Genomic DNA, 14088 nt, shown 5'->3' with positions numbered 1-14088 from the left:
CATAAAATTAAATAAATGAAAAAGAAGATTTCAATATTGGTTGGTGTTTTGGGGATTGCTTTTGTAACATTTGGGCAAGCACAAAACCCAGAATGTCCGCAGAATTTGTCCATATTCGCCCAACATGCGAAAGTGAAAAACTATGAAGCAGCATATGAACCTTGGAAAATGGTTTATGAGAATTGTCCTAAATTACACTATGCTACTTTTGTTTACGGAGAGCTAATTTTAAAAAATAAAATTAAATCGGATCCAGCAAATAAAGATACTTATATTAAAATGCTTGCCGATGTATATAAAAAAGGACCTGAGTATTTTCCTAAAAAATTCACGGTTACCAATGCTAATATTGATGCAGCTTTATTGATGAACGATCAGAAATTAGGTTCTGATGAGGAAATCTTTAATTTATTAGACAAAGCATACAAAGAAGATAGAGATGGATTTAAAAATCCAAAAGCATTATACTTGTATTTCTCAACTTTAGTAGACTTGAATGCTGCGGGTAAAAAAGACCTTCAAGAGGTTTTTGATACTTATGACGATGTAACAGGAAAAATTGCTGAAGAAAATCAAGAGCTTGGAGAGACTATCGTTAAGTATGTTCCTAAAGAAGATGCAGGGACTCTTACAAGTAAAGAGACTAAAATTTTGGCTGCTGCAAGACAGAATGGTGAAAACTATGAGAAAATTAGCGGTAGTGTAGATGCTAAATTAGGTAAATTAGCAGATTGTGATAACTTAATTCCTCTTTATCAGAAAAACTTTGAGGCTCATAAAACCGATGCTGCATGGTTAAAGAGTGCTGCAGGAAGAATGGATGATAAGGGTTGTACTGGAGATCCAATGTTTGTAAAGTTAGTGGAAGCATTAGATAAATTAGAGCCATCTGCTCAATCTAAATATTTCTTAGGATCTTTATATGAAGAGCAAGGAAACAGTTCTAAAGCATCAGATTTTTTCAAACAGTCTATTAGTTTAGAGAAGGATCCAATCAAAAAAGCTAAGAAGTTAACTAATATGTCTAGCAAAGCTGCAAAAAGAGGTCAGAAGTCTACTTCTAGAACCTATGCGCAACAAGCGTTGGATTTAAATCCTGCAAACGGAACTCCTTACTTAATTATTGCTAGTTTATACGCAAACAGTGCTAACGATTGTGGAAGTACAACATTTGAGAAAAGAGCAATTTATTGGAAAGCTGCAGACATGGCAAGAAAAGCTGGTCAAGTAGATCCATCATTAAAAAGTAAGTCTGCTCAAGCTGCTTCAAGTTATGCAGGTAGAGCGCCAAGTAAACAAGATATTTTTAGCTCTGGTATGGCTGGAAAAACAATTCAATTTAACTGTTGGGTTGGAGGAAGCGTAAAAGTTCCTAGCTTATAAAATGAAGTTTAGATTAAAATATATATTAATGAACATTGTCACAGTTATTGCTGTGACAATGTTTTTTTCATGTGAGAGTAATTTGAAAGAAGTGCAAAAAATGAATGCACTTAACAAAACTCCCGTTGGTGTTGCTGAAAATTTTGTTTTAAAGTACACCGATTCTACAAAATTAACCGCGGTTGTAAGTGGTCCTGTTTATGAGGATTATAGCAACCAGCCTTTTCCTTATCGAGAATTTCCAAAAGGAGTGCATGTGGATTTCTATGATGAGGATAATCAAAAAAGTACAGTTTCTGCTAACTATGGTATTATTTATTTAAATACTAAATTAATTGACATGCAGGGAAATGTAATTCTTGAAACCTATGACGGGAAACGTCTAAACGCTCCGCAACTATATTGGGATCAAAATAATCAATGGATATTTACAGAAGGAGATTATGTCTTTACGAGTCCAGATCTTAATATGAAAGGGGTTGGAATAGATTTTAATAAAGAGTTTACAGTGGTAAGTTCTCATGAAAATTCAGGAAGTGCAGTAGTAAAAGACGATGCTCAAACGGAAACTGAATAATACTTTTCTTCAGTAAAAAATATCCTTTTAAACATTTTCTAATTGTTCATAAATTTATCTAAGTGAATAAAAAATTCGCTTATTTGTAACTTTTCTTTACATTTGATTAATAGAATTTATTTTCTTACCTATATATGAAGTATTTTAAAATTTTTGAGATTGCTTATCTTGTAGTTGCTATTGTTGCAATAGTAGAATTAGTTCGCGTTTGGTCTACAGATAGAACACGAGCTTATATTATGCTGTTTTTCGCAATAATATCTATAGGAATGTTTTTCTTTAGAAGGTATTACCGAAAAAGGTTTAGCGACAGGCAAAATAAAAAATAGATGCAAGACATCGTCATTATAATTGTATCACTTTTACTCTCTGCATTCTTTTCTGGAATGGAGATTGCTTATGTGTCTTCTAATAAAATTCATATAGAAATAGAGAAAAAGCAAGAAGGGATTCTTGCTAAAGTGCTTACTAAACTTACCAAAAAACCCTCCAAATTTATTGCAACAATGTTGGTTGGGAATAACATAGCCTTGGTTGTGTATGGTATTTTTATGGGAGACCTTATAATAGATCATCTATATCCTGCTTTTGCTGGAATTGAGAGTCCTCCTTTTGATGTTATTTTGGTGCAAACTATTATTTCAACTCTGGTAATATTAATAACTGCTGAATTTTTACCGAAAGTTTTTTTTCAAATCTATGCAAATAGCTTGCTAAAGATATTCGCTATTCCGGCGTATGTTTTTTACATGCTTTTTTCTTTTATATCTTCATTTATAATCTGGATTTCTGATTTAGTGTTAAAAGTATTTTTTAAAACTGATGGAGATGAAGTGCAACTAGCTTTTAGTAAAGTTGAATTGGGAGATTATATTTCCGAACAAATGGAGGCTGCCAATGAAGAAGACGATTTAGATTCTGAAATTCAACTCTTTCAAAATGCACTAGAATTTGCCGAAGTTAAAGCTCGTGAAGTAATGATTCCTCGAACCGAAATTACAGCAGTTGAAGTAGAGGAACTTCCGAAGGGAATAAGTAAAATTTTTACAGAAACTGGTTATTCTAAAATTTTAGTGTACAAAGATACTATAGACGACATAATTGGTTATGTGCATTCTTTTGATTTGTTTAAAAAGCCAGGAAACATAAAAGCAGTGATGATGCCTGTGGAGTACGTTCCAGAGACTATGTTAATTAGCGACGTTTTAGAACTGCTTACAAAAAAGCGTAAAAGTATAGCTGTTGTTTTAGATGAATATGGAGGTACTTCTGGGATAATGACAGTAGAAGATATTGTAGAAGAGTTATTTGGAGAAATAGAAGATGAGCATGATAGTGTTGCTCTTACAGAAGAGCAGGTAAGTAGCAATGAGTTTAAGTTTTCTGCTAGATTGGAAGTGGATTATATTAATGAAGAATATAAATTGAATCTACCAGAGGGAGAAAATTATGAAACGCTTGGAGGACTTATAGTTAGTAATATAGGGGAGATTCCTTCTAAGAATGAAGTGGTGGTTGTGGAAGATTATCAATTTACTATTTTAGAAGTTAGCAATACTAAAATTGATTTGGTTTCTCTTAAAATTTTGAAAGCCGAATAATAGTTTCTATAAAGACATTAAGTATAATGTTATGTTTTAATTGTGTAAAACGTAGTATTTCTTTGAAATATCATAAAATATCGTTCAACTTTTAAAGGATGGATGTTTAATTTTAAAGATATTTAATAAAAACCTCAATAATTACATCTTCAGGTTTTTATTATTCCAAAAAAGTGGTATTTTCGCCCACATTAATTTAATAAATTGTATTGATAAATGGCAATTCTAGAAAAAATTAGAAGTCGCTCACTATTCTTAATATTAGTGATAGGTTTGGCTTTATTTGCATTTGTTATTTCCGGTGTTTTTGGTAAAGATTCTGGGACTGGAAAAACAACTGTTGGAGAGGTAAATGGAGAAAGTATATCGCGACAAGAGTTTGCGTATAAAGTAGAAAATGCTTCCAGAAGATATGGTGCAAATGCTACCACTGTTCAAGTTGTAAACCAAGTATGGAATCAAGAGGTTAGAGGGATTGTTCTAGAGCAACAATATGAAGACTTAGGAATTAATATTGAAAAAGATCAGATTTTAGAAGTTGTTAAAGCAAATCCTGCTTTTGCTCAAGATCCTACTTTTCAAAATGAAGCCGGTGTTTTTGATGAAGGTAAATTTATTGAGTTTATTGCAGATTTAAAGGCAAATAACCCAGCTGGATATCAGCAGTGGCAAATGCAAGAAGATGCATTGATTAATGCTTCAAAAGAGCAATCGTATTTTAATTTAATTAAAGCAGGTGTTGGCGCTACTTTGAAAGAAGGAGAATTAGCATATCATTTAGAGTCAGATAAAGTAGATGTTAAGTATGTAAAAATACCTTATACAGCTATTGCAGATAGTACGGTTAATGTTTCAAATAGTGAGATAGAATCTTACGTTAAAGAGCATAAAAACGAATTTAAACAAGATGCTTCTAGAGATATTCGTTATGTTTATTTTGAAGAGAGTGCTTCTGAAGATGATATCAACGAAGTAAAAACAGAACTTTCTAAACTTTTAGAAAACAGCGTTGTTTATAACGAAGCTACTAAAAGTGACGAGACTGTAGCTGGTTTTAAAACAACTACAAATGTTCAAGATTTTGTAACTAGAAATTCTGACATTAAATACGATTCTACATACGTAACTAAAAAAGATTTGCCAGCTGCATTAGCAGATACGCTTTATAACCTTCCTGTTGGAAGCGTTTATGGTCCTTATAAAGATGGTAACTATTTTAAAATAACTAGAAAAGTTGCTAATAAAGAAGGAGGATCTGTAAAAGCAAGTCACATTCTTATTTCTTATGATGGTTCTCAGGCACAGCCAAAAGAATCTAGAACAAAAGAAGAAGCTAAAGCAAAAGCAGAAGAATTGTTGGCTAAAGCAAAAGCTAAACCAGATGATTTTGCAACTTTAGCAAAAGAAAATTCTGAAGATCCTGGATCTGCAAATAGTGGTGGAACTTATGATAATATTCCTGAAGGGCAAATGGTACCTCAGTTCAATGATTATATTTTTGATAACAAAATTGGTTCAATAGGTCTAGTAGAAACTGACTTTGGTTTCCATGTTATTAAAATTGATGATAAGTATAATGTTGTACAATTGGCAACCGTTGCTAGAGAGATTGAGCCGTCAGAAAAAACAATAAGTAACCTTTATACAGAGACTACAAAATTTGAAATGGCAGCCGTTGATGGAGACTTCCAAGAAGTGGCAAAGGCTTCAAATTACAATGTACGTCCAGTTAATAAAATAAAAGCTTTAGACGAAAATATCCCAGGAATAGGAAACCAACGTGGGATGGTTCAGTGGGCTTTTAATGAAGAGACTGAAGTAGGAGATGTTAAGCGTTTTAATACGCCTAACGGATATGCAATAGCTCAATTAACAGGAAAAAGAAAAGAAGGTTTAGCAACTGCTAAAGATGCTTCTGCAACTGTATTGCCTATTTTAAGAAAGCAAAAGAAAGCTGCTATTATTATGAAGGATAATGCTGGTAAGTCGATTGACGAATTAGCAAAAACTAATAATGTTAATGTTACTGCTGCTGCTGGACTTAGCATGAAAACACCAACAATTTCTGGTGCTGGAAGAGAGCCTAAAGTTGTAGGAGTTGCAATGGCACTTTCAGAAGGAGATACTTCAAATTTAATTGAAGGTGAAAATGGAGTGTTTATGGTGTCTGTAACAAAGAAAGAGATAGCACCTTCTTTAGAGAACTATGCTACTTACTCTAATACACAAAAAACTCTTAATAGAAATAGAGCTACTATTGCAGCGTATAACGCACTTAAGGATGCTGCAGAAATTGAAGATGAAAGAGCTGATATTTATTAAGCTAATTATAAAATAGTATAAAAAAAGCTTCCTGAAAAGGAAGCTTTTTTTATGCAATCATTTCTTGATATGTAAGAATAGTATTGTAGTCTTTGGTGGAAAAGTAAGAAGTAACATAAGTTTGTTCTCCTGTTGCTAATATAAAATCTCCACCCCATGCTCCGAGACTTTTAATACTTCCTTTAAAGTCCTTAAAAAAGTGTTCTTTTACGGGTTTTAATTGTATAAGCGAAGCGATAATATCTTCGTGCTCCTCTATAATAGTTTCAAAAGCATTTAAAGTAGTTGTATTTAGAACTTTAGAAGTAAGAGAATTGATTTTTTTAATGGCTTCTTTTTTTTCTGCTGAAGGAGCTATTTTTTGGTAGCGTTTAATTCCTTCTCTACTATTTTGTTTTTTATTTAGATGAATAAAGAAAAGTTGATCTTTAAAAATAGGATTGAAATTTACCTTATCAATAAAAGGTTCTTTATTTTTTAGTTGATAAGTAATTGCCGAATTATTCTGCGCACAAGCAATATCATAACCGCTACCAGAAAAACTATTCCATAGTAAATCAAAGGCATTTATTTTAGCCCAAGATGCCACATTATTTATAAGTGTTGAGGAAGAACCTAAGCCCCAGTTTTCTGGGAATTCTAAAATTGTAGTTGCTTCAATTCCATTTGAGTTTATTAAAAAATGAGGATTTAATTTTTTGGCTTCTTTTAAAATAGTAAGCAATGTTTTTGCAGCTCCTTCATTGTCGGTTTCAATTATGGAGGGTTCAGCGTCAATTTCAATATCGTTTAAATTGTAATTTGCCGTAAACCAAATATTGCCTTCATTGTTGAGCGCTTTCCAAGATATTTTATCAGAAGAATTTTCTGTAATAGATAGTGATTGCCCAAATTTTGCAGGGAGCGCCAAGCTCAAAGCGCCATCTAAAACAGTATATTCTCCAGTTATTAATAATTTTCCGTTGCTATGGTAACTAGACATTTTTAGCTTTTAAGTCGTTAAACTCTTTAATTACATTGCTGTGCGTAATGGTTTTATTTTTATAAAAATCAACAAAGTATGCTTTTTCTTCTGCAGTTGCTCCAAGCTGATTTAAAATATTCATTAGGTGCATTTTCATGTGTCCTTTTTGAATTCCGTCTGTAATTAAAGAACGCACGGCAGCAAAGTTTTGGGCCAATCCTGCTACAGCAATAATTTGCATTAACGCTCTGGCAGACGGTTTGTCTAGAATTTCTAATGATAATTTAACCAAAGGATGTAAGCTTGTGAGTCCGCCAACAGTCCCTAGTGCTAATGGAATTTCAATCCAAAATTTAAAAATTCCATCTTTAATTTCGGCATGAGTTAGACTTTTATAGCTTCCAGATTTTGAAGCATACGCATGTGCACCAGCTTCAATAGCTCGAAAATCGTTTCCAGTAGCCAAAACCACTGCGTCTACACCATTCATAATTCCTTTATTATGAGTTACTGCTCGGTGAGGTTCTGCATTTGCAATGGCTACTGCGCGTACAAATTTATCGGCAAACTCTTGCGGATTCAGGTTTTTGTCTTCGTTTAGTTCTTCAATTTTACAGGATACTTCAGCTTTTACAACACAATTTGGAACATAATTTGAAAGAATACTCATTACAATTTCTATGTTTTTTTCTTCAGGAGAAAACAAAGAGTTTTGATGAGCTTCTGCGCTAAAAGTTTTAGCAATTGCTTCTAAACAGGAGTTAATAAAGTTTGCTCCCATGGCATCCAATGTTTCAAAAGTACAGTGGAGTTGGTAGTAATTGTCTAATTGACTTGTTTTGTTTCTTAATTCTATCGTAGAAATACCGCCACCACGCTTGCGCATATTCTCGGTAATAGTTTCAGTGGCTTTATATAGTTTAGGTTCAACTTCAGTAAAAAAACTTTTTAATTTAGAAGCGTCTCCGTGGTACATAAAATGAACCTGACCTATTTTTTCTGTCCCTAGAATTTTAGTTTTAAAACCACCACGTTGTTGCCAATATTTAGCAGCTTTTCCAGCGGCTGCTACTACCGAGCTTTCCTCAATAGCCATTGGGATTGTATGGTATTTTTGATTGATTAAAAAATTAGGAGCAATTCCTAAAGGAAGGTAAAAATTTGAAATAGTATTTTCAATAAATTCATCATGTAATGCTTGTAGTTTAGCATCTTTATTCCAGTATTGTTCCAAGGTTTTTATGCCTTCTTCTTTATTTATAAAATGATTTTTTGCTAACCATTCAATCTTTTGATTTTTAGTAAGCTTTGAAAATCCGTTTACAGGTTCTGCCATTTGTAAGTTTAATTATAAAAAGCAAAGATAATGAATCTCTTTAGAGCGGTCTTATTTGTGAGCTTTATCAATAATAATTTAGAATTCTGATTGTTTGATATAACAAAGAGGGCATTTCCGTAAGAAAGGATAGCGATAAAGGGAAGGTTTAACGCTAAAAGTTACGGTATCTGTGAAATTTTTAGTAAACTTGACGGTTTTTTAATCAATACATAACAATTAATGAAGAGACATTATACGTTGCTCCTACTTTTTGTAGGTCTAGTTTCCCTCACAACTGCTCAAAATCAGAAAATTACTTTAGAAGAAATATGGGGAGGTGCCTTTCGCACTGAAGGAATGGATGTACTACATTCCATGAAAAATGGTACACAATACACAGTTTTGAACTTCGATAGGAGCTCAAAAAGTGCCGCCATCGATAAATACAATTATAAAACTTTAGAAAAAGTTGAAACCATAGTTACTTCTTCGGACTTACCAAATATCAACTACTTTTCGTCGTATACATTTAGTAAGGATGAGTCAAAGTTAATTTTGGCAACCGATGTAGAATCAGTTTTCAGAAGATCTAAATTAGGAAAGTATTATGTGTATACTATTGCTTCAAAGGATTTAGAATTAATTTCAGAAAATAAAATTCAAGAACCTACTTTTTCTCCAGACGGTTCTAAAGTTGCTTTTGTATTTGAAAATAACATCTACATAAAAGATTTAGAAAAAGGAAATACAGTACAAGTAACAACCGATGGGAAGAAAAATAAAATCATCAATGGAGTTACCGATTGGGTTTATGAAGAAGAATTTGCTTTTGTAAGAGCTTTCGATTGGAATAAAACAGGGACTTACCTAGCGTATATCCGTTTTGATGAAAGTGAAGTTCCAGAATTTTCTATGGATGTTTATGGAGATAAATTATATCCAACACAACAGGTTTTTAAGTACCCAAAAGCTGGAGAAAATAACTCAAAGGTAAGTTTACATACGTACAATGTAGCTTCTGAAGAAACTAAAGAAGTTAACCTAAACAATGCTTATTATATTCCAAGAATTGAGTGGACTAATGACGAAGATGTATTAAGTGCACAAGTGCTTAATCGCCATCAGAACGATATGAAGCTTTATTTCTACAATGTAAATAAAGGGGCTGAAGTAGTGCTTCATGAAACCGACAAGGCATATATAGACGTAACCGATAATCTTACTTTTTTAGATGACAATAGCTTTATTTGGACAAGTGAAAAAGATGGTTACAACCATATTTATCATTATAATAAAAATGGAAAACTTCAAAACCAAGTAACCAAAGGTCCTTGGGAAGTAACCAATTATTATGGGTATGACGAGAAGTCAAATCACATATTTTACCAATCGGTAGAAAATGGATCTATCAATAGAGATGTATATGCTATTAAATTGAATGGAAAAGATAAAGAAAGACTTTCTAGTGAAGAAGGTACTAATAATGCTACTTTTAGTGCAGATTTTAGCTACTATATCAATTCATTTTCGAGTGCTTCTTTACCTACACGTTATACTCTAAATGATAGTAAAACAGGAAAAGAATTAAAAGGGATTGTAAATAACGATGCATTGCTTAAAAAAATGTCGTCTTATGAGATTTCTCCTAAAGAATTTTCAACTATCAACATCAATGGGAACGAATTAAACATGTGGATGATTAAGCCAAAGAATTTTGATCCTAATAAAGAATATCCATTATTTATGTTTCAATATTCTGGGCCTGGCTCTCAGCAAGTATCCAATAGATGGATGGGTTCCAACGATTATTGGTATCAAATGCTTGCAGAAAAAGGATATATTATTGCGTGTGTAGACGGAAGAGGTACAGGATTTAAAGGCGCAGAATTTAAAAAAGTAACCTATAAAGAGCTTGGAAAATACGAAGTAGAGGACCAGATTTCAGCAGCAAAAAAACTCGGAAATCTTCCGTATATTGACAAAAGTAGAATTGGAATTTGGGGATGGAGCTATGGAGGCTTTATGAGTACCAATAGCATTCTTAAAGGAAATGATGTGTTTAGTATGGCTATTGCGGTTGCTCCAGTTACCAGCTGGCGTTTTTACGATTCTATTTATACAGAAAGATATATGCAAACACCTCAGGAGAATGCAAGTGGATATGATGAAAATTCGCCATTAAGTTATCCTGAATTGTTAAAAGGAGATTATTTGTTAATCCATGGAACAGGAGACGATAACGTGCATGTTCAAAATACAATGAGAATGGCAGAAGCCCTTATTCAAGCAAACAAGCAATTCGATTGGGCTATTTATCCAGATAAAAATCATGGTATTTATGGAGGAAACACACGTTTACAATTGTATACCAAAATGACTAATTTTATTGATGAGCATTTAGGAGAAAAACCTGATAATATTTCAGAGCCTAAAACAATCAACAATTAAATAATTTTAAGCCGATAGTAGCGTGAATATGCTTAATATAAGGATGTAAATGCTACTATCGGAATATTTAAATTTAAGTCTCGTTATAGAGAATAGTACTAATTAAACCCTAACAATTAATGTCTACAATAACTCAAGAACCTAATAAAAGTGAATTATTTGGTCATCCGAAAGGATTGTATATTTTATTTTTCACTGAATTATGGGAGCGTTTTTCTTATTATGGAATGCGTGCGCTATTTACTTTATTTTTAGTAGCAGAAACTACTTCAGATAATCCTGGGTTTGGCTGGACAAACGACGAAGCTTTAGCGCTATATGGATGGTATACCATGTTGGTTTATATGTCTTCTATTCCTGGAGGATGGATTGCCGATAGACTTTTAGGTCAGAAGAAAACTGTAATGGTTGGTGGAATTCTATTATGTATAGGACACACTGTTTTGGCTTTGAATTCTGAAACTTCATTTTATATAGGTTGCTTATTTATTATCCTTGGAGTAGGGTGTCTAAAACCCAATATTTCTTCCATGGTTGGAGGGCTTTATAAGCAAAAAGACGAACGTAGAGATTTAGGATTCTATATCTTTTATATGGGGATTAATATTGGAGGTTTTGCTGCGCCTATTCTTTGTGGATATGTAGGAGAAAAAATCAATTGGCATTATGGTTTTGGTTTGGCTGCAATAGGAATGTTTGTAGGGCAATTAGTATATATTTGGGGACAGAAATATTTAAAGCATGTAGGAAATCCTATTTCATCTAAAAATGAACAGGATAGAGAATTGTTAAATAAACCATTAACTAAAATTGAAAAAGATAGAGTTAAGGTATTATTGATTTCATTCTTATTAATTGTTTTATTCTGGGCTGCTTTTGAGCAGGCTGGTGGATTAATGAATTTGTATGCAGAACAAAAAACCGATAGAAATTTATTAGGGTGGATTGTACCAGCTTCGGTATTTCAATCCGTGAATTCATTTTTTATTATTACACTTGCAACCATTGTAGGAGCTTTTTGGCTTAAATGGAAGAAAAAAGGGAAAGAAGCTTCTTCCCTATTCAAAATTGCAATTGGAATTATAGTGATGGCCTTAGGGTTTAGTTTTATGAGTGCAGCTTCTGTTCAATATGAAACAGAAGGTTCTTCAGCAATGTATTGGTTAATTCTAGCTTATTTATTTCATACTATTGGGGAGCTTTGTGCTTCACCAGTTTCATTATCTTTTATTACCAAATTAGCGCCATTAAAATACGCTTCTATAATTATGGGACTTTATTGGGCAGCAACAGGATTAGGGAATAAATTTGCAGGACTAATTGGTCAAAGTGCGCAAAACCTTGGAGAATTTGAAATTTTTACAGGAATAGCTGTAATATGGTCTTTAATAGGGGTGCTTGTAATTTTATTGTTGAAACCATTAAAACGTCTAACGCACGGAGCAGAAGATAATGAAGGAGATGTAAGAGATGAGATGGCAAAAGAGCTTGAAACATCTACCAATTAATCTAGAAGTTAACCAACTATAGTTTTAAATTAATTTTAATAGCCGCTAAGAAAATAGTTAACTTACGTAGAGGCAAGTCCAAGAGCAATTAGGAGGAGTTTTAAAGCGCCCTTCAGTAAATTTTGGACGGCTCAGCGTATAAAAAAACCTCATTTAGTGAGTAACTTAAAATTTGAATTATGGATTTGACATTATGGATTTTAACAGTAGGATGGATTTTTGTTTTACTATGGGTTCCTTTTATAATTTATACCAATAGAAAAACGCATCCAAAAGCTTTATTTGTTTTATTCTTTGCCGAAATGTGGGAACGTTTTTCCTATTATGGAATGCGTGCCTTATTGGTGTTGTACATGACGAAAGTACTTTTTATAGATATGGCACAAAGTGCCGCCGAAGTAAAATCTTATGCAATCTATGGTTCCTATACAGCTATGGTGTACCTTTTTCCAGTGTTGGGAGGGATGGTAGCCGATAAATATCTAGGATTTAGAAAAACTATTATTTGGGGAGGTTTCCTAATGGTATTAGGTCATTTTGCACTAGGCTTCCAAGCATTTGGAGATCTTGAAGGAAATATGCCTATGTTTTTTGGTGCTTTAGGACTTATTATAGTTGGAAATGGATTTTTTAAACCGAATGTAAGTTCCTTCTTGGGAGAATTCTATGAAACAGATGATCCCCGTAAAGATGGAGCTTTCTCTATTTTTTATATGGGAGTAAATATCGGTTCTTTTCTTGCAATTCTTACCTGCGGATATGTTGGTCAAAATATAAATTGGCATTACGGTTTCGGACTAGCAGGAATTGGGATGCTAATTGGATTACTTGTATTTTGGGCTTTTGCAAAAGGCTTTGGAGAGAAAGGACTAGAGCCTCAAGAGGTAAAAGATGGGAGTGTCAAAATATTTGGAACTAAGCCAGCAGTTTCGGTTATTGTTCTTTCCTTACTAGCCATTCCTATTTGTGCTTTAATGCTTAATTTAAATGAAGTAATGTCTACATTGCTTTTGGTTATTTCAGTATTTATTGTTGGGTATATTATTTATCACGCTCTAAAAAGTGATGATAAAGTAGAAGGGCAACGTTTACTTGTTGTTGTGGTATTATTTTTTTTCCATGCCGTTTTTTGGGCTCTTTTTGAGCAAGCGGGAGGTTCTTTAACAATTTTTATTGAAAAGAATGTAGATAGATCTTTTTTAGGAACGGTACTTCCATCTTCAATATTCCAGAGTTTTAATCCGTTATTTATAATCTTATTAGCACCATTATTTTCTTTTATGTGGTTGCGTTTAAATAAAGCTAAAAAAGAACCAAGTACGCCTATGAAATTTGTATTAGGATTAGGATTGCTTGCCTTTGGATTTGCCATTATTGTACTTGGAGCTAAATATTTTCCTAATAATGAGGGCTTAATTTCTGTAGTGTTTATTGCTTTAATGTATTTATTTCATACAATGGGAGAGCTTTCTTTGTCCCCTGTAGGATTATCTATGGTAACAAAACTATCTCCAAATAAAATTGTAGGTTTTGTTATGGGAGCATGGTTTTTATCAATCTCAATAGGGAATAAAATGGCAGGATGGATTGGTTCTTTAACAGCATCAGAAAGTGTTGCCGAAGGTGCACACCCTACAGAAACATTGAGTGTTTATGCAGACACGTACCTTACTTGGGGTGTTTTTGTGGTGGCAGGCGCTACATTAATATTGCTACTTTTAGTTCCTACGTTGCGTAAATGGATGCATGGAATTCATTAAATCCCTCATTGAGGGTTTTATTCCCCAAAGCCTGTACTGAGTTTACCGAAGTGTTCTACGTCGAAATGGATTAAGATTGTTTCCTTTGAATACCTCGTAGGCTTGCCCCGAGATAGTTGATTACAATATTAATCCAATATAAAAGCTCCCTTTTCACCAGTATAGTGAAAAGGGATTTTTTGTTTTTTACAACTGGCCTTCCAAAGA

At 33.2% G+C, this 14088-nt stretch carries 9 protein-coding genes; 7 read left to right on the top strand and 2 right to left on the bottom strand.

The features are described from left to right. Nucleotides 1–15: 15 nt before the first annotated feature. From JOOMADRAFT_RS02140 to JOOMADRAFT_RS02120, 4 genes are all read left to right on the top strand, one after another. The gene (locus JOOMADRAFT_RS02140; RefSeq protein ID WP_008611025.1) at nucleotides 16–1383 is read left to right on the top strand and encodes a hypothetical protein; all 1368 of its coding nucleotides are present in this window, start codon (nucleotides 16–18) and stop codon (nucleotides 1381–1383) included. A gap of 28 nt (nucleotides 1384–1411) precedes the next feature. Continuing rightward, the gene (gene lptC, locus JOOMADRAFT_RS02135) at nucleotides 1412–1960 is read left to right on the top strand and encodes an LPS export ABC transporter periplasmic protein LptC (RefSeq protein WP_008611024.1); all 549 of its coding nucleotides are present in this window, start codon (nucleotides 1412–1414) and stop codon (nucleotides 1958–1960) included. 329 nt (nucleotides 1961–2289) lie between these two features. Continuing rightward, on the top strand, nucleotides 2290–3561 hold the full coding sequence (locus JOOMADRAFT_RS02125; RefSeq protein WP_008611022.1) for a hemolysin family protein: 1272 nt from the start codon (nucleotides 2290–2292) through the stop codon (nucleotides 3559–3561). Nucleotides 3562–3777: 216 nt separating this feature from the next. Continuing rightward, nucleotides 3778–5883: a peptidylprolyl isomerase gene (locus JOOMADRAFT_RS02120; protein WP_008611021.1), complete on the top strand. Its 2106-nt coding sequence runs from the start codon at nucleotides 3778–3780 to the stop codon at nucleotides 5881–5883. 49 nt (nucleotides 5884–5932) lie between these two features. Here the strand turns inward: JOOMADRAFT_RS02120 and JOOMADRAFT_RS02115 are convergent, their stop codons facing one another. After that, nucleotides 5933–6865, bottom strand: coding sequence for a GYDIA family GHMP kinase (locus JOOMADRAFT_RS02115; RefSeq protein ID WP_008611020.1), 933 nt, complete (start codon nucleotides 6863–6865; stop codon nucleotides 5933–5935). Further along, nucleotides 6858–8183 (bottom strand): hydroxymethylglutaryl-CoA reductase, degradative, encoded by a 1326-nt coding sequence (locus JOOMADRAFT_RS02110; protein ID WP_008611018.1) that lies wholly within the window; start codon nucleotides 8181–8183, stop codon nucleotides 6858–6860. The genes JOOMADRAFT_RS02115 and JOOMADRAFT_RS02110 overlap by 8 nt, the downstream gene beginning before the upstream one ends. A gap of 222 nt (nucleotides 8184–8405) precedes the next feature. Here JOOMADRAFT_RS02110 and JOOMADRAFT_RS02105 point away from each other — a divergent pair, with 222 nt between their 5' ends. From JOOMADRAFT_RS02105 to JOOMADRAFT_RS02095, 3 genes are all read left to right on the top strand, one after another. Further along, entirely contained in the window at nucleotides 8406–10613 is a 2208-nt protein-coding gene (locus tag JOOMADRAFT_RS02105; RefSeq protein WP_008611017.1) for a S9 family peptidase, read from the top strand. A 119-nt stretch (nucleotides 10614–10732) separates the two neighbouring features. Next, nucleotides 10733–12121, top strand: a complete 1389-nt coding sequence (locus JOOMADRAFT_RS02100; RefSeq protein ID WP_008611016.1) for a peptide MFS transporter — start codon at nucleotides 10733–10735, stop codon at nucleotides 12119–12121. A gap of 179 nt (nucleotides 12122–12300) precedes the next feature. Next, the gene (locus JOOMADRAFT_RS02095; protein WP_008611015.1) at nucleotides 12301–13881 is read left to right on the top strand and encodes a peptide MFS transporter; all 1581 of its coding nucleotides are present in this window, start codon (nucleotides 12301–12303) and stop codon (nucleotides 13879–13881) included. Nucleotides 13882–14088: the final 207 nt, after the last annotated feature.

Origin of the sequence: Galbibacter orientalis DSM 19592, from assembly GCF_000260115.1 — a bacterium.
In the GTDB taxonomy this organism is placed as follows: Bacteria; Bacteroidota; Bacteroidia; order Flavobacteriales; family Flavobacteriaceae; genus Galbibacter; species Galbibacter orientalis.
Note: the sequence above shows the minus strand (reverse complement) of the source record. Positions and strands in the feature narration are given on the sequence as shown.